Origin of the sequence: Neisseria sp. 74A18, assembly GCF_001308005.1 — a bacterium.
Classification (GTDB): domain Bacteria; phylum Pseudomonadota; class Gammaproteobacteria; order Burkholderiales; family Neisseriaceae; genus Neisseria; species Neisseria dumasiana.
Map to the genome: position 1 here is coordinate 1 of NZ_LGZA01000028.1, position 21,439 is coordinate 21,439.

The 21,439-nt window shown below is 51.6% G+C and carries 18 protein-coding genes; 5 read left to right on the forward strand and 13 right to left on the reverse strand.

The window, feature by feature from the left end; translation table 11 throughout:
* Nucleotides 1-543 precede the first annotated feature (543 nt).
* Together AKG43_RS08960 and AKG43_RS08965 are read left to right on the forward strand one after the other, a co-directional pair.
* On the forward strand, nucleotides 544-1,338 hold the full coding sequence (locus tag AKG43_RS08960) for a Cof-type HAD-IIB family hydrolase (protein ID WP_054600262.1): 795 nt from the start codon (nucleotides 544-546) through the stop codon (nucleotides 1,336-1,338).
* Nucleotides 1,339-1,399: 61 nt separating this feature from the next.
* On the forward strand, nucleotides 1,400-1,687 hold the full coding sequence (locus tag AKG43_RS08965; protein WP_054600230.1) for a cupin: 288 nt from the start codon (nucleotides 1,400-1,402) through the stop codon (nucleotides 1,685-1,687).
* Nucleotides 1,688-1,833: 146 nt separating this feature from the next.
* On the opposite strand, the gene AKG43_RS08970 is transcribed toward AKG43_RS08965, so the two are convergent.
* The 11 genes from AKG43_RS08970 to AKG43_RS09020 all read right to left on the reverse strand — a co-directional run bounded on the left by AKG43_RS08970 (nucleotide 1,834) and on the right by AKG43_RS09020 (nucleotide 17,093).
* The gene (locus tag AKG43_RS08970; protein WP_054600231.1) at nucleotides 1,834-2,610 is read right to left on the reverse strand and encodes an HNH endonuclease; all 777 of its coding nucleotides are present in this window, start codon (nucleotides 2,608-2,610) and stop codon (nucleotides 1,834-1,836) included.
* Nucleotides 2,611-2,707: 97 nt separating this feature from the next.
* Nucleotides 2,708-5,314 (reverse strand): Fe/S-dependent 2-methylisocitrate dehydratase AcnD, encoded by a 2,607-nt coding sequence (gene acnD, locus AKG43_RS08975; protein ID WP_054600232.1) that lies wholly within the window; start codon nucleotides 5,312-5,314, stop codon nucleotides 2,708-2,710.
* Nucleotides 5,315-5,460: 146 nt separating this feature from the next.
* A complete protein-coding gene (locus tag AKG43_RS08980) occupies nucleotides 5,461-6,342 on the reverse strand; it encodes an EamA family transporter (RefSeq protein ID WP_054600233.1) in 882 nt (293 codons plus the stop codon).
* 138 nt (nucleotides 6,343-6,480) lie between these two features.
* A complete protein-coding gene (locus tag AKG43_RS08985; RefSeq protein WP_054600234.1) occupies nucleotides 6,481-7,089 on the reverse strand; it encodes a hypothetical protein in 609 nt (202 codons plus the stop codon).
* Nucleotides 7,090-7,230: 141 nt separating this feature from the next.
* Complete coding sequence (gene prpC, locus AKG43_RS08990) at nucleotides 7,231-8,385, reverse strand: 2-methylcitrate synthase (protein WP_054600235.1); 1,155 nt, start codon at nucleotides 8,383-8,385, stop codon at nucleotides 7,231-7,233.
* A gap of 162 nt (nucleotides 8,386-8,547) precedes the next feature.
* Entirely contained in the window at nucleotides 8,548-9,429 is an 882-nt protein-coding gene (gene prpB / locus AKG43_RS08995; RefSeq protein ID WP_054600236.1) for a methylisocitrate lyase, read from the reverse strand.
* 370 nt (nucleotides 9,430-9,799) lie between these two features.
* A complete protein-coding gene (locus AKG43_RS09000; protein WP_054600237.1) occupies nucleotides 9,800-11,977 on the reverse strand; it encodes a malate synthase G in 2,178 nt (725 codons plus the stop codon).
* Between the two features lie 204 nt (nucleotides 11,978-12,181).
* Nucleotides 12,182-13,027 (reverse strand): DUF817 domain-containing protein, encoded by an 846-nt coding sequence (locus tag AKG43_RS09005; RefSeq protein ID WP_054600238.1) that lies wholly within the window; start codon nucleotides 13,025-13,027, stop codon nucleotides 12,182-12,184.
* A 97-nt stretch (nucleotides 13,028-13,124) separates the two neighbouring features.
* The gene (locus AKG43_RS09010) at nucleotides 13,125-15,530 is read right to left on the reverse strand and encodes a DNA translocase FtsK (protein ID WP_054600239.1); all 2,406 of its coding nucleotides are present in this window, start codon (nucleotides 15,528-15,530) and stop codon (nucleotides 13,125-13,127) included.
* Nucleotides 15,531-16,036: 506 nt separating this feature from the next.
* The gene (locus AKG43_RS09015; RefSeq protein WP_054600240.1) at nucleotides 16,037-16,528 is read right to left on the reverse strand and encodes a DUF302 domain-containing protein; all 492 of its coding nucleotides are present in this window, start codon (nucleotides 16,526-16,528) and stop codon (nucleotides 16,037-16,039) included.
* A 229-nt stretch (nucleotides 16,529-16,757) separates the two neighbouring features.
* Nucleotides 16,758-17,093: a carboxymuconolactone decarboxylase family protein gene (locus tag AKG43_RS09020; RefSeq protein ID WP_054600241.1), complete on the reverse strand. Its 336-nt coding sequence runs from the start codon at nucleotides 17,091-17,093 to the stop codon at nucleotides 16,758-16,760.
* A gap of 110 nt (nucleotides 17,094-17,203) precedes the next feature.
* Between AKG43_RS09020 and AKG43_RS09025 the strand changes: the two genes are divergently transcribed.
* Nucleotides 17,204-18,130: a cupin domain-containing protein gene (locus tag AKG43_RS09025; protein WP_054600242.1), complete on the forward strand. Its 927-nt coding sequence runs from the start codon at nucleotides 17,204-17,206 to the stop codon at nucleotides 18,128-18,130.
* A 27-nt stretch (nucleotides 18,131-18,157) separates the two neighbouring features.
* Here AKG43_RS09025 and AKG43_RS09030 read toward each other — a convergent pair whose 3' ends face one another.
* Entirely contained in the window at nucleotides 18,158-19,309 is a 1,152-nt protein-coding gene (locus AKG43_RS09030) for an extracellular solute-binding protein (RefSeq protein ID WP_054600243.1), read from the reverse strand.
* A gap of 320 nt (nucleotides 19,310-19,629) precedes the next feature.
* Between AKG43_RS09030 and rpsT the strand changes: the two genes are divergently transcribed.
* Nucleotides 19,630-19,893, forward strand: coding sequence for a 30S ribosomal protein S20 (rpsT, locus tag AKG43_RS09035; protein ID WP_054600263.1), 264 nt, complete (start codon nucleotides 19,630-19,632; stop codon nucleotides 19,891-19,893).
* A 142-nt stretch (nucleotides 19,894-20,035) separates the two neighbouring features.
* On the opposite strand, the gene AKG43_RS12810 is transcribed toward rpsT, so the two are convergent.
* Nucleotides 20,036-20,176, reverse strand: coding sequence for a hypothetical protein (locus AKG43_RS12810; RefSeq protein ID WP_156300650.1), 141 nt, complete (start codon nucleotides 20,174-20,176; stop codon nucleotides 20,036-20,038).
* Here AKG43_RS12810 and AKG43_RS09040 point away from each other — a divergent pair.
* Entirely contained in the window at nucleotides 20,176-21,315 is a 1,140-nt protein-coding gene (locus AKG43_RS09040) for a phospholipase A (RefSeq protein ID WP_054600244.1), read from the forward strand. The two genes, AKG43_RS12810 and AKG43_RS09040, sit on opposite strands and share 1 nt — an antisense overlap.
* The last annotated feature ends 124 nt before the right edge of the window (nucleotides 21,316-21,439 follow it).

Consider the following 21,439-nt stretch of genomic DNA (forward strand, 5'->3'; position numbering starts at 1 on the left):
GCGAAAATTGTTTGTATTTTTAATAAATATTTATTTAAATCAATTATATTTTTTTGAAATTGAAATGACTTTCAGATTGTTTGGTGAAATTTAAAGAAACTAAATTACATTTATGGGGCAGTTGGATTCAATTTATACTTGCTGTAAAAGCCATTGTTGTTGATAGTGAGCAAGTTAAAAGATAATAAATTTGTCGCGCAGATTTTGATTTGGGCCGTCTGAAACTTCGATAATTTGAGAAGAGATTGGGATGGTGCCAGAGTATGATGGTATATAGTTAATCCACTTAACTTTTACTACGACGTTGCTGCACCTTAGCTCAAAGAGAACGATTGTGTAAGCCACTTAGAGGCGACAGAATCGGCTTCGTAATGCCTGTACTGTCTGCGGCTTGCTGCCTTGTATTAAAATTGAGTTGATTGGCTAGAGATTGTATCGGACTGCCGAAATGAAGTGAAACGCAGCGGTTTCCCAAAACGCACATGCCGATACTCAAATAAACTATAGTGTGGTAACAGCAATTGAAAGCTTAAATAAATAATGATGAACCAGCCTAAAATCGTATTTTTTGATATAGACGACACCCTATACCGTAAATATACCGATACCCTTAGAGTTTCCGTGCGGGAAGCCGTTATTGCATTGAAAAGACGCGGTATTTTAACGGCTATTGCAACGGGCCGCCCTTATGCTGCGATTCCTGCTAAGGTTCGTCGGCTTGCCGAAGATGCCGGAATGGATTTATTGCTGACCATAAATGGCCAGTTTATACGCTACCGTGGCGAAGTTATCGATAAATGTCCTCTGGATACCGATATTGTCGAGCAGCTTTGCCGATATTTTGACCGGCACGGCATTGCTTATGCTTTTGTGGCCAACGATAACATAGCGGTATCTGCTCTGACTCCTGTGGTAGAAGAGACCATGAAGCATATATTTGCCGCACCGGTAGTTGATCCATTCTTTTTTCGCAAACACGAAATTTTTCAAATGCTGGCATTTTATGATGCTGCCCGCGAACAGGAAATGGCCGATATAGCCGCCGGCTACGGCTACAAAACCGTTCGCTGGCACGAACAGGCCGTCGATATTTTGAACGCAGGAGGCTCGAAAGCCCGCGGCATCGGCAAAGCTGTTGCCAAGCTGGGCATTGAGATGAAAGACGTAATGGCGTTTGGCGACGGTTTAAACGATATTGAAATGATGAAGGCCGTGGGTTTCGGCGTTGCCATGGGTAACGGCCATCCAGACTTAAAAGCCGTTGCCGACTATGTTTGCCCGACAGTAGAGGAAGACGGTGTGTATAACGGGTTGAAAGCATTAGGCGTGATTGAATAAGGCTTGCTCATCAATCTCTGTTATATAGGCATTAGAGGCCGTCTGAAAACAGGAAGCCGCCATGCAGAAACACAATATTTTCCGTCCGTTGCCCCAATGTAGTGATACCGAAGTTTTTGAAGACATCCTGCGCACACCGAATATCCGCATCGAGCGCATCGTTTCGCACGGGCAATCCTCGCCCGAATCAGGCTGGTACGACCAAGATGAAGCCGAATGGGTGATTTTATTGCAGGACAGTGCAGTGTTGGGTTTTGAAAACGGCAAAGAAATCAGCCTGCAAGCCGGGGATTATGTGCATATTCCGGCGCATTGCAGGCATAGGGTGGTGATGACGGATAAGGAGTAAGTTACGGTTTGGTTGGCGGTGTTTTATAAGATGTAACATTCAAAGTAGCTTGATGCCGGTTTGAAATTTTCAGAAAAGTATCAGAATTCATATGTTTGTTCGTTAAACTTTTATATACTTATTCACACTAATAGAGATTTTATAAGTTATGAATGAAAAATTTTATCTCGGTGAAAAGACAAATAAGCTAATATTTCTCGTTTTTTAGAGGGATCTGATAGGTTGTTAAAGTTTAAAGATGCCTGTTTGGGAATATTGAGTTTTTGTAAAAGCTTGTGGTTGGCTAACTCTTGAGAAACTAGTATTGAACCATTTTCATCGAAAGAGATTAATCCTAAATCGAATAGTTTATCAATATGGGTGCAAAGTAATAATCCATTGGCAACATCATATTTTTCGGAACCTTCAGCTAAGTAAAATGGCTTAATATGGGAGGCTACCAAGACACCTTTAAAATCAATATTTGTTAAAGCACATTTATTATTCCATAAGGTTAATAGCTCATTACGATATGCTGCTTGACGTGTGCGTTGTTTAACAATACGAGCAATAGTTTCCGGTAATGTAGATTGTATTGTTGACTTACTACAGGTTTTCTTAATATCCAAACTTTGCACAACTAAATAAAATTGATTGCCCAATTCATCTGCAATTTGTTTACAAAGTTTTAATATATTTCCTTTTAGGTGAAAATTTTGACCACTACTAATAGATAATTCAACAATGATAGGATTGATACATGTGATTTCAGGGAAGGTAATACAAAAAAGTCTTTGTTGCCCGTCTTGATAATGATTTTTGAATAATTCAGGAAATGACCAACTTTTAAGGTCTTTCCTTTTGGATTTTCCATCTACAGATAAGCATAAATCTTTCCAAATATAGTCTTTTTCTGAAATAATAATTTGTCGTTTAATTGCCATATTTATGCCTTTAAATCTTTGATTAATAAAGTTGGGTTCTGGATATTACAGAACCCAACCTACCACTAATAGAAATCTTTTTTAATTACTTCTAGTTTCAAGCCGCGTTGCCTTCTAAAAAGTCCTGCGCGAAGCGTTGCAGCACGCCGCCGGCTTCGTAGATCAGCACTTCTTCGGCGGTGTCCAAACGGCAGGTAACGGGTACTTCAACCGTTTCGCCGTTTTTGCGGTGGATAACCAGCGTTAAGTCGCAGCGCGGTTCGCGTTTGCCGATCACATCGTAGGTTTCGGTGCCGTCCAGTTCTAAGGTGTGGCGGTTAACGCCTTCTTTGAATTGCAGCGGCAGCACGCCCATGCCGATGAGGTTGGTGCGGTGGATGCGCTCGAAGCCTTCGGCCACAATGGCTTCCACGCCGGCGAGGCGCACGCCTTTGGCGGCCCAGTCGCGGCTGGAGCCTTGGCCGTAGTCGGCGCCGGCTACGATAATCAGCGGCTGTTTGCGGTTCATATAGGTTTCAATCGCTTCCCACATACGCATCACTTGGCCTTCGGGTTCGACGCGGGCGAGTGAGCCTTGCTTGGTGGTGCCGTCTTCGTTTTTCACCATCTCGTTGAAGAGTTTGGGGTTGGCGAAGGTGGCGCGCTGGGCGGTCAAGTGATCGCCACGGTGGGTGGCGTAAGAGTTGAAGTCCTCTTCAGGCAGGCCCATTTTGGCGAGGTATTCGCCTGCCGCGCTGGTCGGCAGAATGGCGTTGGAGGGCGACAAATGGTCGGTGGTAATGTTGTCGGGCAGAATCGCCAGCGGGCGCATGCCTTTTAAGGTGCGCTCGCCTGCCAACGCGCCTTCCCAGTATGGCGGACGGCGGATGTAGGTGGACATGGGGCGCCAGTCGTACAGCGGGCTTTCGGCTTTTTCGGCGGCTCCGGTGTCGAACATGGGGATGTACACGTCGCGGAACTGCTGCGGTTTCACATATTCGGCTACGATGGCGTCGATTTCCTCGTCGGTCGGCCAAATGTCTTTCAGGCGGATTTCTTTGCCGTCTGAAACGCCCAATACGTCGTTTTCAATGTCGAAACGGATGCTGCCTGCAATCGCGTAGGCTACGACCAGCGGCGGCGAAGCTAGGAAGGCTTGTTTGGCGTAGGGGTGGATACGGCCGTCGAAGTTGCGGTTGCCCGACAATACGGCGGTGGCGTACAAATCGCGGTCGATGATTTCCTGCTGGATTTTCGGATCGAGCGCGCCGGACATGCCGTTACAGGTGGTGCAGGCAAAGGCCACGATGCCAAAGCCCAGCTTTTCCAGCTCGGGCAGCAAGCCTGATTCTTTCAGATAGATTTCCGCTACTTTGGAGCCGGGTGCGAACGACGATTTCACCCACGGTTTGCGGGTTAAACCCAATTCGTTGGCTTTGCGTGCCAGCAGGGCGGCGGCCACGACGTTGCGCGGGTTGGAGGTGTTGGTACACGACGTAATCGCCGCGATAATCACGGCACCGTCGGGCATCAGGCCGTCTGAAGGCTCTTCGTAGGGTGCGGCAATGCCTTTTTTGGCCAAATCGGCGGTGGCTACGCGGGCGTGCGGGTTGGACGGGCCGGCCATGTTGCGGGTAACGGTAGAGAGATCGAAGGTTAATACGCGCGGATATTCGGCTGTTTTGAGCGCATCCGCCCACAAGCCGGCGGTTTTGGCATAGTTTTCTACCAGTTTGACCTGTTCGTCGTCGCGGCCGGTCAGTTTCAAATAATCAATGGTTTGTTGGTCGATAGCGAACATGGCCGCCGTTGCGCCGTACTCGGGCGTCATGTTGGAAATGGTGGCGCGGTCGCCGATAGAAAGGCTTTCCGCCCCTTCGCCGAAGAATTCGACAAATGCACCGACCACGCGCTCTTTACGCAAAAATTCGGTTAAGGCCAACACGATATCGGTGGCGGTAATGCCGGGCTGGCGTTTGCCGGTGAGTTTAACGCCTACAATATCGGGCAGGCGCATCATCGAAGCGCGGCCGAGCATCACGGTTTCGGCTTCCAATCCGCCCACGCCTACGGAAATCACGCCCAGCGCGTCCACATGCGGCGTGTGGCTGTCGGTGCCGACGCAGGTGTCGGGGAAGGCCACGCCGTCTTTTACCTGAATCACGGGCGACATTTTTTCCAAGTTGATTTGGTGCATGATGCCGTTGCCCGCGGGAATCACATCCACATTTTCAAAAGCGGTTTTCGTCCAGTTGATGAAGTGGAAACGGTCTTCGTTGCGGCGGTCTTCGATGGCACGGTTTTTGGCAAACGCATCGGGATCATAGCCGCCGCATTCCACGGCAAGTGAGTGGTCGACAATCAGCTGGGTTTGCACCACGGGGTTGACTTTGGAAGGATCGCCGCCTTTTTCGGCAATCGCATCACGCAAACCGGCCAAATCCACCAGCGCGGTCTGCCCCAAAATATCGTGGCACACTACGCGCGCGGGGAACCACGGAAAGTCGATTTCCTGCTTGCGCTCAATCAGTTGGCGCAACCAGCTTTGCAGCGTGGGCAAGTCTACCTTGTCGGCACGGTTAACCAGGTTTTCGGCCAAAATGCGCGAAGTGTAGGGCAGCGTGTCGTAAGAGCCGGGTTGGATATCTTCACACGCCGCGCGGGCATCGTAGTATTCCAAATCGGAATCGGGTAGGGGTTTGCGGTAGATTTGGTTGGTTTTCATGGTTAAGTCCTTTTTCAATGTTTTTCTTTTAGTGTGTTTTTTCAGACGGCATCAGGCCGTCTGAAAGCCGATAATCATAATTGATAACCGATTGATTCGATATTGGTATGCCTGCCTGAAAGCTTTTTCAGACGGCCATATATCATTTATATATCAGGCACTGCCCTGCGCCATTTGCTGCCGAAAATATGCAGCGTCAGGCCGGCCATCACCACAACAATGCCCAGCCAATGCCATGCTGCCAAGCGTTCGTTTAAAACCAGATAGCCTGCCAGCAAAGCAATCACCGGCACCAATAAAGCAAATGGTGTTACCCTGCCGGCCGGATGCTTGGCCAGCAACGCGCCCCAGCCGGTATAGCCGACCAAGCTCGCCACATAAGCCAAAAACAGAATGCCGACAATGCCTTTCCAAGTCAGGTTGGAGACATGTTGTGCCAAACCGTCGGTGCCGTATAGCATCAGCGAAGCCAGCGTAAATGCGCAAAATGCCGGAATGCCGCCCCACACAACCAGCGACAAAGCGTTCACAGAGCCGATGCGTTTCACAATAATATTGCCGCATGCCCAAGAAGCCGCCGCACCGAACACCGGCAGCATGGCCGTAATCGGCAGTTGGCCTTGATAATGGCCGATACCGATAAAAACCAGCCCGACGGCGGTGGTAAACATGCCCAGCAAATGATGCGCCAGCACCGGCTCGCGCAGCACGATGCCGGCAATCAACACGGTAAAAAACACCTGCACTTGCAGCATTAACGCCGCCAAGCCGGTAGGCAGCCCCCAATCCAAAGCAGTAAACATCAGGGCGAATTGGCCGAAGCTGATGGTTAAACCGTAGGCCGCCAACAAATGCCACGGCACGGGCGGGCGTTTGAGTAAAAACACTGCGGGGAACACCACGCAGAAAAAACGCAGCATACCCAATACCATCGGCGGTATTTCGTTGAGGGCAAACTTCATAAACAGGAAATTCACGCCCCATATACCAATCACCAGCAATATCAGCAGATAATCTTTCAGGTTCATGAACAACCTTTCTTAAGGCGTGTTGTCAGCCGGCATTGCGGCGGCACTTTGAGAGGCGTAAACCGCATCTGCTGCGACAACAATGCCCGCATATTGTGGCGGCGGTTCGGTTTGCCGTGCGGCGATACCGGCATGCGGCTAATGCGTTTTCGGCACGCTGAAACGCCATTTCGACAACGGCAGCGGTGCTTGTTCACACTTCTGCATAAACAAAGCGCGCCAACGGTGGGTGGCATCAAAGGTAGAAGCCGATTCCGTGCCCACGGTCAGGCACAAACCCGATCCGGCCAGCTCGATGCGGCCGTCTGAACGATGTACGAAATGCTGCAAATGCTGCGATTCGAGAAACGGGCTGCGTTCGCCGCATAATCTCGGCATCACCGCCGCACCTGCCAGCACGGTATTGTTGATACCGGCCACGGTTGCACATACGCCGTAAGCGGGAAAATGTATCTTGCCGTCTTTTTCCATTACCACGGCTTCGTCTTCATATAAGCCGGGTTTGCAGTTGTGTGCGGTCATCGGCATATCGAAGCGGATATGCTGCCCCGAACCCAAAATGTCCAAACAATAGCCGTCTTGCGGGCGGTCGAGATTGTCGGCCAGCCGTAAATGCCCGATTTGTCCGGGTGCGGCGGCAGGCTGGCCGGGCGCGGCATTTCCGGTTTCGGAGCAGGCGGCTAGGGCAATACAGGCCGTCATGCCGGCTAAAGTGTTCAAACAGTTGTTGAATTTAATCGTTTTCATGCGGTGTCGTACTCTTTCGTTTGTCAAGCAGTACCGGCATTATATTGGGTTTTCAGGGAAAAGTTTTTCAGACGGCCCCATGCCTGTCTGAACCATCAAAAAAGGTACGGTAGGCTTGCGCCGGCCGTACCTTGATTCGGTTTAGCGTTCTTCCATCGGCACGAAAGCCAAATCATCGGGGCCGGTGTAGTTCGCGCTCGGGCGGATGATTTTGCCGTCTTGGCGTTGCTCGAGCACATGGGCAGACCAGCCGGTGGTGCGCGAAATCACAAACAGCGGCGTGAACATGGCGGTGGGCACGCCCAGTTTTTGATAGGAAACGGCAGAGAACCAGTCTAAGTTCGGGAACATTTTTTTCTCGTTCCACATCAGGGTTTCCAAACGCTCGGCAACGTCGAACAAACGCATATCGCCCGCTTCTTCGCTCAATTCGCGCGCCACTTCTTTAATCACGACGTTGCGCGGGTCGGACACGGTATAAACGGGGTGGCCGAAACCGATAACGATTTCTTTGCGGCCGATGCGCTCGCGGATGTCGGCTTCGGCTTCATCGGCATTGCGGTAGCGTTTTTGAATGTCGTAAGCCACTTCGTTGGCGCCGCCGTGTTTCGGGCCTTTCAATGCTCCGATGGCACCGGTGATGCAGGAATAAATGTCGGAGCCTGTGCCGGCAATCACACGCGAAGTGAAGGTGGACGCATTGAATTCATGCTCCGCATACAGAATCAGCGAAATGTGCATGGCTTTGATTTGCGACTTGGTGGGACGCTTGCCGTGCAGCATGTGCAGGAAATGCCCGCCGATGCTGTCTTCTTTGCTTTCAACCTTAATGCGCTTGCCGTTGTGCGAATATTGATACCAGTAAAGCAGCATGCTGCCGAGGCTGGCGATCAATTTGTCGGCAATATCGCGCGCTTCGCTGGCCGGTTGGCTTTCGCGTTCGGGATGTACGCAGCCCAGCATAGAAACGCCGGTGCGCAAGACATCCATCGGGTGGGTGTGCGCGGGCAGGCTTTCCAACACTTGAATCACGCGGATGGGCAAACCGCGCAGGGACTTGAGTTTTTTCTTATAGGCAGACAACTCGAATTTGTTGGGCAGGTGGCCGTGAATCAGCAGGTGTGCCACTTCTTCAAATTCGCAGTGTTTGGCCAAATCGAGAATGTCGTAGCCGCGGTAGCTCAAATCATTGCCGCTGCGGCCTACGGTACACAAGGCGGTGTTGCCTGCGGGTACGCCTGAAAGGGCAACGGATTTTTTGGGTTTCGGGGCTGCCGGTGTTTTTTCGGTAGTCATTAGGGGTTCTCCTGTGTAGATTTTAAGTGTGTTTTTTCAGACGGCCCTACGAAATCGGCATGCCGTCTGAAAAGGGATACCAAACCTTTCGGTTTATACGTTTCCGCCTGCACATCATTATCTGCCGCGCCGGTTCGGTTGGTTTTGTTTTATGGTGTGATGTTATTTATTCGAGCTGAACAGCTTATCCAGCTTCTGCTCGAAATCGTGATAGTTGAGATATTCATAAAGCTCGGCTCGGGTTTGCATGGTGTCGACCACATTGGCCTGCGTGCCGTCGCGCATAATTGCCTCGTACACATTCAGCGCGGCTTTGCTGGCGGCACGGAAAGTAGAAAGCGGATACAGCACCAGCTTCACGCCGTTTTCTGCCAGCTCTTTTTGCGTATAAAGCGGGGTGGCACCGAATTCGGTAATGTTGGCCAACACCGGCACTTTCACGGCTTCGGCAAACTTTTTATACATACCCAGTTCGGTCATCGCTTCGGGGAAAATCATATCGGCACCGGCCTCTACGCACGCTTGGGCACGCTCAATCGCCGCATCCAAGCCTTCAACGGCCAAAGCATCGGTGCGCGCCATGATGACGAAGTTTTCGTCTACGCGGGCATCTACTGCCGCTTTGATGCGGTCTACCATTTCGCTTTGCGGCACAATGGCTTTGTTCGGGCGGTGTCCGCAGCGTTTTTGTGCCACTTGGTCTTCGATATGCACGGCGGCCACGCCTGCACGCTCGAAATTGCGGATGGTACGGGCGATATTGAATGCGCCGCCCCAGCCTACATCGATATCCACCAGCAACGGGGTATCGACATTATCGGTAATGCGCCGTGCATCAATCAGCACGTCTTCCATGGTGGTAATGCCCAAGTCGGGGATGCCGCAAGAGCAGGCTGCCACACCGCCGCCGGAAAGGTAAATGGCTTTAAAGCCGCTTTGGGTGGCAAGACGGGCAAAATAGGCGTTGATACAGCCGACAACGACCAAAGGATTGGATTCTTGAACAGCCTCGCGGAACCGCAGGCCGGCAGAGTGGATACTCATTTTTAGATGCTCCTTTTGTATGTTTTTTTCTTGTGTAGGCAAATGTAGTAATTTTTAAAATTACTGTAAAACTGTAAATTTTGATGGATGCCATCAAGATTATTGATGGCTGAAGTATAAACCTTTGCTGCGTATGGCTAACCGTAAGCAGTAATTTGATAATATGTGTTTGATTTATTTATTTTTGAATAAAAAAGAGTGTAAAATCAACATGGTTTCAATCAAATATATCAAAACGATAATGGCTGTTGCGGATTTTATCGTCATAATCAACAATTAAAAAGCCGATTAAAACACAGTTTGAGAAACAAAAGGCCGTCTGAATATATTTTCAGACGGCCTGAGTTTATTTTATTTGATATAAAAACAATTAATTACCTTTTGCTACACGACGCCAGTGATGCAGCAGCGGTTCGGTGTAGCCGTTCGGCTGTTCCGTGCCTTTAAACACCAAGTCGCAGGCGGCGAGGAAGGCGGGGGAGGAGTCGAAACGGCCGACCATCGGCGTGTATGCCGCATCGCCTTCGTTTTGTTTGTCCACCACGCCGGCCATGCGTTCCAGCGTTTCGCGCACTTGCGCTTCGCTGACTACGCCGTGCAGCAGCCAGTTGGCGATGTGTTGGCTGGAAATGCGCAGGGTGGCGCGGTCTTCCATCAGGCCGACGTTGTGGATGTCGGGCACTTTCGAGCAGCCTACGCCTTGTTCTACCCAACGCACCACATAGCCGAGAATGCCTTGGCAGTTGTTGTCCAATTCTTGCTGGATGTCGGCGGCAGACCAGTTGCGTTCGGCGGCGAACGGAATGGCGAGCAGGTCGTCGGTGTAGTTTTTAGCGGGTTGTGCCAACAGGCTTTCTTGTACGTCAAACACGTTCACTTGATGATAGTGCGTGGCGTGCAGGGTGGCTGCGGTGGGCGACGGCACCCAAGCGGTGGTTGCGCCTGATTTGGGGTGGCCGATTTTCTGCTTGAGCATTTCGGCCATCAAATCGGGCATGGCCCACATGCCTTTGCCGATTTGGGCTTTGCCGCGCAAGCCGCATTGCAGGCCGGTTTGGACGTTGTTGAGCTCGTAGGCGTTGATCCACTTACTGGCTTTCATGTCGCCCTTGCGGATAAACGCGCCGCCGTGCATGGAGGTGTGCATTTCGTCGCCGGTGCGGTCGAGGAAGCCGGTGTTGATGAATACGACGCGGTCTTTGGCGGCTTGGATACAGGCGGCGAGGTTGGCGGAAGTGCGGCGTTCTTCGTCCATAATACCCATTTTCAGGGTGTTGCGCGGCAGTTTGGTTAAGTCTTCAAACGCGGCAAACAGTTCGTTGGCAAACGCCACTTCTTCAGAGCCGTGCATTTTCGGTTTCACGATGTATACGGAACCTGAACGGCTGTTTTTGTTTTCGCTGCGGTTGAGGTCGAACGGGGCGATTAAGGCGGTCATCACGCCGTCGAGAATGCCTTCGGGGATTTCGTTGCCGTCTGAATCGAGCACGGCAGGCGTGGTCATTAAGTGGCCGACGTTACGGATAAACAGCAGTGAACGGCCGGGGAGTTTGAATTGGCCGCTGCCGTCGGGTTTGGTGTATTCGCGGTCGGCATTGAGTTTGCGGGTGAAGGTTTTACCGCCTTTTTCCACTTCTTCGGTGAGCGTGCCGGTCATCAGACCGAGCCAGTTGGCATATACCAATGCTTTGTCTTCGCCGTCGACGGCGGCTACGGAGTCTTCGCAGTCCATAATGGTGCTGAGAGCGGCTTCTAAAATGATGTCTTTCACGCCTGCCGGGTCTTGGCTGCCGATGGGGCTGTTTTTATCAATCAAGATGTCGATGTGCAGGCCGTTGTGCAGGAACAGCAGGGAAGTCGGGGCTTCGGCGCTGCCGTTGTAGCCGACGAATAATTCGGGGGAAACCAAGCCGCTTTCGCTGCCGTCTTTCAATTTGGCTTTCAGACGGCCTTCGGCCACTTGGTAGGCGGTAACGTTTTTATGGCTGCCGTTGGCAAGGGGAATGCTGTTGTCGAGAAACTCGCGGGCGGCGGCAATCACAGCATCACCGCGTTTGGGGTTGTAGCCTTTGCCGGGTGCCAAGTCGCCGCTTTGGTCAACGGCATCGGTGCCGTAAAGCGCGTCGTACAGGCTTCCCCAGCGGGCGTTGGCGGCGTTCAGGGCGTAGCGGGCGTTGTTGATCGGCACCACCAATTGCGGGCCGGCTTGCTCGGAAAGTTCGCGATCGACGTTTTCGGTGGAGATTTTGAATTCAGACGGCACATCAACCAAATAACCCAGCTCTTTCAAAAACGCCTGATAAGCGGCTTCATCTTTAACTGCGCCGGCGTTCTGCTTGTGCCATGCGTCGATTTTGGCTTGGATTTGGTCGCGTTTTTCAAGCAGCGCGCGGTTGCGCGGGGCGAACTTTTGCACCAGCTCGGTGAAGCCTTGCCAGAATTCGGCGGATTTCACGTTGGGGTGTTTGGCCAATACTTCGTTTTCGATGAATTGATAGAGATGGTTGTCCACCTGCAAACCGGCGGCTTGGGTGTAGTTGTATGCCATGATGGTTCTCCTGAGATATTTTTCTGATGGGGCTTTGGTTGCGCTGAACGGCAAAGCCACACCGAAAATACCACTAATCGCAGGAATAATCCATAGCCCGAAACTGTCTTTTTCGGCAAGAGGCCGTCTGAAAAAGCTTTTTATTCACAATCGGTTTCATTGAACTACATAAAGCCGGTTCGGTAGATGCTTTTTCAGACGGCATCAATCTTTAGAAACGGCAATCGTGTGTTTGATGTGCTTTAAATTGGCCACGATGGTGAAGGTCATAATTACCAGCAATGCCCAAGAGCTCCATTTGCTCACATGCACCATCGACCATGCGCCGATTTGGTTGGGATAACGCCAAACGCCCGCCAGCGTGCCGATGTTCTCCGCCAACCAGATAAAGAAACCGATTAACACGAATGAAAGCAGCAAAGGCATTTTGCGGTAGGTATCGTAAGGTTTGAAATACACGGTGGTGCGGGCATACAAACCCAACACAAACGCCGCTAAATACCAACGGTAGTCGCCGATATAGTGGTGGGTGAAGAAATTGATGTAAATCGCCGAGGCTGCCAACGTTGCCAGCCAGTAAGGCGGGTGGCTGGTAATCCTCAAGTCCAGCAGCCGCCAAGCCTGAATGATGTAGCTGCCAACCGAAGCATACATAAATCCGGCAAACAGCGGCACGCCGAAGAGCTTGGTATAGCCGTCGTCGGGGTACGACCATGATTGGATGCTGCCCGAGGTTTTAAACACTTCCAAAGCGAATCCGACGATGTGAAATAAGGTGATGGATTTGACTTCGTCCCACGTTTCCAGTTTGAAATACACCATCGCCGCCTGCACCGTTAAGGCGAACACCAGCAGCAAATCATAACGGCTGATGCCCAGCCAGCCGCCTCGCGGAATGGCAAACATCGCCACAAAAAACAGCCCTGCAAACAAACATGCACGGGCTTCTTTCAAACCGAAAAACCAAAATTCCGTTACAAACCGCCGCCAACCTTTTAAATCTGCGCGGTAAGGGTGGCGGATCAGCCAATCATCAAGTTTGCTCAACATTATGGTTAATTTATTGTTTCAGACGGCCTGAGACCTTTGCGGATGCCGTCTGAAACGGTATCCGCAAAGGTCTCAGCCTAGGGTTGGGTTTTAACAATTAAAGGTTGTCTTTCTGTGCCAAAATCTTGCGGCTGCCGCCGACATCTGCGGGCGAAACCACACCGGCATCTTCCAACGCCTGCATCAGGTTGGCGGCGCGGTTATAGCCGATTCTGAGCTGGCGTTGCAGGGAAGAAATCGAGGTTTTGCGGGTTTCCAATACAAAGGCCACGGCTTGATCAAACAGTTCGTCGCTGTTGGCATTAGGGTTGACGATATTGGTGGTTTCCAACGCCGCCTCGCCGCTGAGCAGTCCCTCGATATAGTTGGCCGGAGCTTGGCGTTTGACGTGGGCGACAATCTGATGGACTTCGTCGTCGGATACGAATGCGCCTTGCAAACGGGTCGGCTCGGCGTTGCCGGGTTGCAGGAACAGCGAATCGCCGTATTTCAGCAGTTCGTCGGCGCCCATCTGGTCGAGAATGGTACGGCTGTCGATTTTGCTTTGCACGGTAAACGCCATGCGGGTGGGGATGTTGGCTTTAATCAGGCCGGTAACCACGTCCACGCTCGGGCGTTGGGTGGCCACAATCATGTGGATACCGGCGGCACGGGCTTTTTGGGCGAGGCGGGCGATTTGCTGCTCGACGGCTTTGCGCTCGGTCATCATCAAGTCGGCCAATTCGTCAATCACCACCACGATCATCGGCAGCTTTTCCAGCGGCTCGGGGTCGTCGGGGTTGAGGCTGAACGGGTTGAGCAGCGGTTTGCCCGCTTCTTTGGCATCGGCCACTTTTTTGTTGAAACCCTCGATATTGCGCACACCGGCGTGCGAAAGCAGGCGGTAGCGTTTTTCCATCTCGGCTACGCACCAGTTGAGCGCTTGGCCGGCTTCGCGCATATCGGTTACCACGGGGCAGAGCAGGTGGGGAATGCCGTCGTAAATGCTCAATTCCAGCATTTTCGGGTCGATCATGATAAAGCGCACTTCTTCGGGCGTGGCTTTAAACAGAATCGACAAAATCATGGCGTTCACACCTACCGATTTACCCGAGCCGGTCATGCCGCCGACCAATAAATGCGGCATTTTCGCCAAATCGCCGACCACGGGAATGCCGGCAATGTCTTTACCCAGCGCGACGGTGAGCTTGGAATTGGCATCGGTAAACACGGGCGAGGAAAGGATTTCGCTCAACATCACGTCTTGGCGGCGTTCGTTGGGCAGCTCGATACCCATGGTGTTTTTACCGGCGATGGTTTCGACAATCCGCACCGCCTGTAACGACATCGAGCGTGCCAAGTCTTTGGAAAGGTTGACAATCTGGCTGCCTTTCACGCCTTGAGCCGGTTCGATTTCAAAACGGGTAATCACCGGGCCGGATGTGGCGGAAACCACTTGCGCGCCGATACCGAATTCCGCCAGCTTGGCTTCGATGCGTTCGGCGGTTTGTTGCAGCTTGTCGGGATTGACCACCGGCGGCTCGCCTTGCGGCAGGCGTAGCAGGTGCAGCGAAGGCTTGGTGTATTCGCCGCTGTGCTGGTGTTCGGCCGCCTCGCCTTTTTCGTCAAACAAGGCGGGCTGGACGGGCGCGGGCGGGGCGACCGATACGGCCACTTTGCGGTTGCTGCTGGTGCCTTCGATTTGTTCTACCGGCTCGGCGGTGATGTTTTTCGCTTCACGCACCATGCGGCGGGTGGTTTTGGCGTCGGGCAGGTCTTTGATGTATTTGTGCTCTTTGCGGGTGAGCTTCATCCAAAACCATTCCAGCTTGGCACCGGTTTTTTCAAGGATGTCCAACCACGAAACTTGTGCCAACAGCGATAAGGCCAGCAGCAAAACCACCAGCATAATCAGCAGGCTGCCCGATGTGCCCAGCAACCAGCTCAAGCCTTTGGCGGCGAATGAACCGATCAGGCCGCCGGCACCGACGGGTAAAGATTCGTCGAGACGGTTTTGGAACGAAAACACTTCCAATATGGGGCCGCACAGCAGCAGTATGCCCAAAGCCGCAGCCGCAATCATGTAATTGTAGGGTTTGCGCTCGGGCGTGTGCAGCGGGCGGAAATTTTTATACAGCAAAACGCTGGCGGCAACGACCCACCACCAAAACGACAGCCCGAACAGGTAATAGCCGACGTCGGCAAGATAAGCCCCGAACAAGCCGCCGAGATTGTGTACTTCATCGGAAGGCGGCACGCTGCGCGACCATGCGGGGTCGTCCATCGTAAAACTGGCCAAAGACAGGGTAACGTAAACGGTTATCAGCAGGCCGAGCAGCCATAAAGTATCGTTAATCAGGTTGACGACATGTTGCGGGCGTTTTTTGGCGGCATGGTTTTTGGTTGCGCCTTTCGCACGGCGCGGCGGCTTGGCGGGGCGAAGCTCGCTTTCAGACGGCTTCTTGTTGCGGGCGTTGGATTTTGCTGCGGTTTTTTCGGTGGTTTTCGGGGATTTGGTAGCCATAAACAATCGTATCCGGAGGCCGTCTGAAAGCAGGCTGTGTGAGCTGCCAAAAGATTCAGCGCGGCGGCAAAATGCAGTTTGACCGCCTCAATGCAGATTAAGTTTACCGATGGGGTGCGTCAACTGCGGCGGCGGTGCGGAAAAAGCGAAATTATACAATAGATATGTTGTACAAAGGGCGGGATGGAAGTGTGCGGCTGGAAGAGGGGAAAAGCGGTTTCAGACGGCCTGAGACCTTTGCAAAACCCCCATCTGCGGCGCATTTCTGCGTTGTGCGCTGCTCCCTCGTTTGCCTATCTATATGATATGTCTGCACTCGCTGTGCTGCTACGCCTTGAACTGCATCCACATTTGGGAGTTTTGCAAAGGTCTCGGCCTGTTGTGGCTTGGAGGTGCTTTTGTGATGCGGAAATATCCTGCGCCGGCTGTGCGGGCAGATTTCGATCACCAATATTAAAACAGCCGTATGCGGTGTTTGGCATACGGCTGTTTTAATCATACGGAGTTTATTCGCTTACGGTTTTGCGGATCAGCTTTTCGGCATTGGCCAAAGTATTTTCCACTTCTGCAAATTCGATGCGGCTGCCTTTAATCAAGGCACGGGTGTCGTTAAATACCACTTTGACCTTGCCTTCGGTTTCTGTAACCAGCACGCGCAGGGGTAAGCGCAGGGCGAATTCGGGGTCTTTAACCATTAAGGGCGTTCCGGCTTTGGGTGCACCGAAAATAATCACTTTGGCCGGCTGCATGGTTAAACCGTTTTGCCGTGCCGCAGCTTGATGGTCGATAACGGTAAACAGCGTCATGCCTTTTTGTTTGATGGTTTGCTCAAGACGGTTCACAGTATCGTTAAAATTGTATTTGCTCACTACGGTATGGGTGGGCTGCATCATGTGTTTGCCGTGATGATGGCGGTGGCCGCTTTTATGGGGTGTTTGGGCGCAGGCAGTCAGCGCGGCGGCTGTGGTAATAAACAAGGCAGTTTTCAGAAGTTTCATAGCAGGATTCCTTTGCATAAAAACGGCAGCCCGAACACGGGCAACGGCTGCGGCAATGCGGGCTGAGGAAAAATATTTAACAACGCTTGCAGCTTGGCAATACTAACCTGTCTGCTCCAAGTTGTGTATCAATATTTCTTGAATCGTAGTGTAAATACATTTTCAGACGGCCTAACAGAGATTTCCCCGCAGGCCGTCTGAAAATGCAAACAAAACGTATGCCAACCGGTTAGCGTTGGGTTTCGATTGCTTCAAGTGCGCGCAGGGCGTAAGTGTAGGCCGCTCCGGCATTGAGCGAGATGGCAGTGGCCAGCGCGCCGGCAATTTCGCTTTCGGTTGCCCCGGCTTTAATCGCTTTTTCGGCATGAACGCTGATGCAGCTTTCGCAACGGGTGGTGATGGCTACGGCAATGGCAATCAGTTCGCGGGTTTTTTCATCGAGTGCTTCCGCAGCCGCCGCCTGCTCGAGCGAGCCGTAGGCTTGCAGCATTTTGGGGTGCGATTTGCCTAATGCGGCAAATGATTTTTTAACGTGGGCGGTATGTTCGGGCCAATTTTGAAACATGGTTTTCCTTTCTGTGTTTTTCAGGGTTGTCTTCTGGAACGTGACAAAAGGATATTGTACGGAAAACAGGTTAGAATAATCTGCAAATCGTCTCAACATTTGGTGTAAAAATGGATATTTTCGATAAATTGGTAGAGTTGGCGCAAATCAAAGGCAGCGTCGATGTGCAATGCCGTCTGCAAGGCAGCTGGTATGTCAGGCAAGAGCCGAAACGTGCGCGGGGTTTGGCGCACATCGTTACGGAGGGAGAGGGGTATCTGCGGGTTGACGGAGAGGTGGAAAGCAGGTTGCTCACGGCAGGTGATATTGTGTTTTTTCCGCGTATCGCAGGGCATACCATCAGCAGCAGCAGGGATTGCAACAATACCGAAGATACACCGTATTGGGTTCAAAATGGGATCTTCACGTTGAAGAAGCGTGGTTCGCAAGGCCGGAGCCTGAATCTGTTTTGTGCCCGTTTTGAATACGACAGCCGCGCCGATTTAATCGATGGTTTGCCTGAAACCGTGCATCTGAATATAGACCGCGCCGCCCTGCAACCTTTAACCGCCATGTTGGAATATGAGGCGGAACGCTCGGATAAAGGCTCGGCAACGGTTGTGAATGCCTTGTCTTCGGTATTGCTGGTAATGCTTATGCGCGCATATCTTGTTCAAGAGAATCGAAAACTGCCCGCAGGTACGCTCAACGGTTGGCATCATCCGCGCTTGCGTGCGGTGGTTCAGGCGGTATTGACCGCACCGGAAAAGGCTTGGAGTGTGCAGGAGATGGCGGCTGCGGCAAATGTGTCGAGAGCACAGCTGATGCGTTTGTTTAAGCAGCAAATCGGTGTCAGCCCGCATGCTTTCGTTAACAGTATCCGTTTGCAGCAGGCGGCCGTTTTGCTCAAGCAAACTGCCGATTCAATATTGTCTGTGGCTTTGTCGGTGGGGTTCCAGTCGGAAACACATTTCGGCAAAACCTTTAAAAAGCAATACGGCGTATCGCCGGGACAATATCGAAAAAACGGCTGCATAGTGCAGCCGTCTGAAAAATAGGTTTGTTCGCGATAAACAGAGCAGGGCTTAATTGGAGCCTACTTTGATTTTTTGCCACAGGTTCACGGTTAATTTTTTCGCATCATTGTCCATTTGCGGCATCACGAAACCGTTTTTCACATCATCCGCATTCGGGAAAATCGAGCGGGTGGCTACCAAAGCCGGATCCATTTTTTCGCGGGCAGGCAGGCTGGCCGGTGCGAAGGTTACGGCATTGCCGTTTTTCGCGGCAATTTCGGGATCCAGTGTGTAGTCGATGTATTTATGGGCGTTGGCTACGTTTTTCGCATCGGCAGGAATGAGCCAAGATTCAATCCAGAAGCCCATGCCTTTAGGTGTAAGCACTTCGATGCCTACGTTGTTTTTCACTTCTTCCGAACGCGCTTTGGCCATGTTTAGGTCGCCACCGTTACCGGCTGCCAAACATACGTCGCCACGGGCCAATTCGTCGATAACCGACGGGCTGAAACGTTTCACGTCGGGGCGGATGGCTTGTAGAGTGGCTGCGGCGGCTTTGATGTCGTCCGCGCTGCTGCCTTTCGGGTCTTTGCCCAAGTAGTTCAGCACAATCGGGAACATTTCGCTCGGGGTATCCCACAGGGCAATACCGCAAGATTTCAGTTTGTTGGTGTATTCGGGTTTGAACAGCAAATCCCAGCTGTTTTCAGGCAGCTGGCCGCCCAACACTTCTTTACCTTTGGCAGTAATCGCCAAAGTGTTGACACCGGAGAAATACGGAACGGCGTATTCGTTGCCGGGGTCGGCGGTTTCCAGCATTTTCAGCAGATCGGGATCAATATTTTTATAGTTCGGAATCAAATCTTTGTTGATTTTTTGGTAGGCTCCTGCCTGAATTTGGCGCGGCAGGAAAGCGATGCCGGGCACAACCAAATCGTAACCGGATTTGCCGGTTAACACTTTGGCTTCAAGGGCTTCGTTGTTTTCATAAAGGTCGTAGGTGAGCTTCAGGTTGTTGGCTTTTTTGAAGTCTTCAACGGTGCTTTCGTCAACATAGTTAGACCAGTTGTAGATGTTGAGTGTGTCGGTTGCGGGCAGGCCGGCATTGGCAGCAGCGGCAGAGCCTGCATCTGCTTGAGGTTGGGCGGGTTTCTGCTCGCTTTGTCCGCCGCAGGCTGCCAATGAAAGGGCAGCAATAACGGCTAATACTGATTTTTTCATACGGGTTGTTTTCCTAATGAAAGGGTTGAAATGAAAAAAAGCCGCAGCCCCATATAAACCTCGGCGGCGGCGTGTGGCGTATTGTAAATGAATGCTTAATAAAAATCAAAGTGATATAGATGGGGCGGAGCAAAGAAAACGGGGGAGGCCGTCTGAAAACAAAGAAGAAAAGCGCAGCCTGCCGGGGGCGTGTCGTTTTAGGCCCAACTTAAACCGCTGAATAGACACATTTTAGTTAAAACGCTTGCGTATATATGGTGAAATCTTTAAAATTGCGCGTTTACGAAATTAAATTTGATTTTAATCAGGAGATATTCAATATGGCAAACAGCGCACAAGCCCGTAAGCGTGCCCGCCAGTCGGTTAAACAACGTGCCCACAACGCCAGCCAACGTACTGCTTTCCGCACTGCGGTTAAGAAAGTTCTGAAAGCTGTCGAAGCGGGTGACAAAGCCGCTGCCCAAGCAGTATTCCAAGAGTCTGTAAAAGTTATCGACCGTATTGCCGATAAAGGCATCTACCACAAAAACAAAGCAGCCCGCCACAAGAGCCGTCTGTCTGCCAAAATTAAAGCTCTGGCTTAATTCGGCAAACGGTTGCTTTTTGCCGCTGCAAAAAGCAGGTGCCGGTTTGTTTTATTGATCAAATGCCCCGGAAAGCGGTTACGGTTTCTCGGGGCATTTGTTTGGTGATTGTTTTGTATATACAGATAATGAACTGTAATGTTTAAAGCATCGGTTGATGCAGGCCGTCTGAATATTCAGACGGCAGCAATGTTTCAATCGGGCGGGTGGGTTCGATAGTGTTACCGGCAGTAGGCAACCGGATGTTGGACCCGGCCGTTGCGCGAACAGGTAATTGATACAATGTTGAAACGCTTTCTTTTAATGTCCGGAGCGGCCATTGCCGCTTCCGCTCCTGCTTTTTCATCGGGTAACGAGGCTTTGCAATGTACATTGATACAAGACAATGCCTTGCGTTTGGCCTGTTTTGATAAGGTGTATGCGGCTCAGTTTCCACCGCAAATGCCGCCGGTTCCGGTGAAACAACCCTCTAAATCGGTAGATTTGGTTAAAACGGTAGATGAAAGTTTGGCCAAAAAAGAAGCGGCGATTGTGTTCAGCGAGCCTGAGACGGCAGGCATACAGCCTACCGAAGCCTTGTTGCAGGCGGCCGATGCTTATACGCCTTTGAGCCTGATGTACGACTTGGATCAGAACGATACACGAGGTTTGTTGTCGGTTCGCGAGCATAATCCCATGTATCTGTTGCCGGCTTGGTATAACAGCAGCCCGAATTACCGGCCGTCTTCGCAAACGCGGGGGGCAGCCGATGATCCGCGTGCGAAAGATCAGAAGCGTTTGGAAACCAAGATGCAGGTATCGTTTAAAACCAAGCTGATGGAGGATGTGTTTAAAACCCGCTCGGATGTTTGGTTCGGCTACACCCAAACCGCGCACTGGCAGCTGTGGAGCCAAGGTGAGAAATCGGCACCTTTCCGCAACAATGATTACTCCCCGGAGATTTTCATTACCCAGCCGGTCAAAGCCGATCTGCCCGGCGGGGGTAAGTTGCGTATGTTGGGATTAGGCGTGGTGCATCAGTCGAACGGGCAAAGCCGCCCTTTGTCACGTTCATGGAACCGTGTATACGGGATGGCAGGTTTGGAGTGGGGTAAATTAACCGTGATTCCGCGCGTGTGGGCAAGGATGTTCGACCAAAACGGTGATAAAGACGACAACCCCGATATTTCCGATTACATGGGTTACGGTGATGTGAAACTGCAATACCGTTTCAATGACAAGCAAACCATCGCAACAACCATGCGCTACAATCCCAAAACCGGAAAAGGCGGCGTGCAGGCAGATTATACGTTTCCGATCAAAGGCAAACTCAAAGCCTATGTGCAGGGATTCCACGGTTACGGCGAAAGCCTGCTCGACTACAACCACAAACACAACAGTGTGGGCTTCGGGGTAATGCTGAACGATTGGGACGGTTTTTAAAATACCGCCCGGCATCGGCCGATGCCTATTCTGCCAAAGGTTTTACTATAGTTAATCAACTTCATTTTTACCAAGGTGTTGCTACGCTTTAGCTCAAAGAGAACGATTGTGCAAGCCGCTGAAG

What these genes read in the sequence shown, in the direction of transcription:
- AKG43_RS08960 (WP_054600262.1), top strand. Translation starts at nt 544, where the DNA reads ATGAACCAGCCTAAAATCGTATTTTTTGATATAGACGACACCCTATAC.
- AKG43_RS08965 (WP_054600230.1), top strand. Translation starts at nt 1,400, where the DNA reads ATGCAGAAACACAATATTTTCCGTCCGTTGCCCCAATGTAGTGATACC.
- AKG43_RS08970 (WP_054600231.1), bottom strand. Translation starts at nt 2,610, where the DNA reads ATGGCAATTAAACGACAAATTATTATTTCAGAAAAAGACTATATTTGG.
- acnD (WP_054600232.1), bottom strand. Translation starts at nt 5,314, where the DNA reads ATGAAAACCAACCAAATCTACCGCAAACCCCTACCCGATTCCGATTTG.
- AKG43_RS08980 (WP_054600233.1), bottom strand. Translation starts at nt 6,342, where the DNA reads ATGAACCTGAAAGATTATCTGCTGATATTGCTGGTGATTGGTATATGG.
- AKG43_RS08985 (WP_054600234.1), bottom strand. Translation starts at nt 7,089, where the DNA reads ATGAAAACGATTAAATTCAACAACTGTTTGAACACTTTAGCCGGCATG.
- prpC (WP_054600235.1), bottom strand. Translation starts at nt 8,385, where the DNA reads ATGACTACCGAAAAAACACCGGCAGCCCCGAAACCCAAAAAATCCGTT.
- prpB (WP_054600236.1), bottom strand. Translation starts at nt 9,429, where the DNA reads ATGAGTATCCACTCTGCCGGCCTGCGGTTCCGCGAGGCTGTTCAAGAA.
- AKG43_RS09000 (WP_054600237.1), bottom strand. Translation starts at nt 11,977, where the DNA reads ATGGCATACAACTACACCCAAGCCGCCGGTTTGCAGGTGGACAACCAT.
- AKG43_RS09005 (WP_054600238.1), bottom strand. Translation starts at nt 13,027, where the DNA reads ATGTTGAGCAAACTTGATGATTGGCTGATCCGCCACCCTTACCGCGCA.
- AKG43_RS09010 (WP_054600239.1), bottom strand. Translation starts at nt 15,530, where the DNA reads ATGGCTACCAAATCCCCGAAAACCACCGAAAAAACCGCAGCAAAATCC.
- AKG43_RS09015 (WP_054600240.1), bottom strand. Translation starts at nt 16,528, where the DNA reads ATGAAACTTCTGAAAACTGCCTTGTTTATTACCACAGCCGCCGCGCTG.
- AKG43_RS09020 (WP_054600241.1), bottom strand. Translation starts at nt 17,093, where the DNA reads ATGTTTCAAAATTGGCCCGAACATACCGCCCACGTTAAAAAATCATTT.
- AKG43_RS09025 (WP_054600242.1), top strand. Translation starts at nt 17,204, where the DNA reads ATGGATATTTTCGATAAATTGGTAGAGTTGGCGCAAATCAAAGGCAGC.
- AKG43_RS09030 (WP_054600243.1), bottom strand. Translation starts at nt 19,309, where the DNA reads ATGAAAAAATCAGTATTAGCCGTTATTGCTGCCCTTTCATTGGCAGCC.
- rpsT (WP_054600263.1), top strand. Translation starts at nt 19,630, where the DNA reads ATGGCAAACAGCGCACAAGCCCGTAAGCGTGCCCGCCAGTCGGTTAAA.
- AKG43_RS09040 (WP_054600244.1), top strand. Translation starts at nt 20,176, where the DNA reads ATGTTGAAACGCTTTCTTTTAATGTCCGGAGCGGCCATTGCCGCTTCC.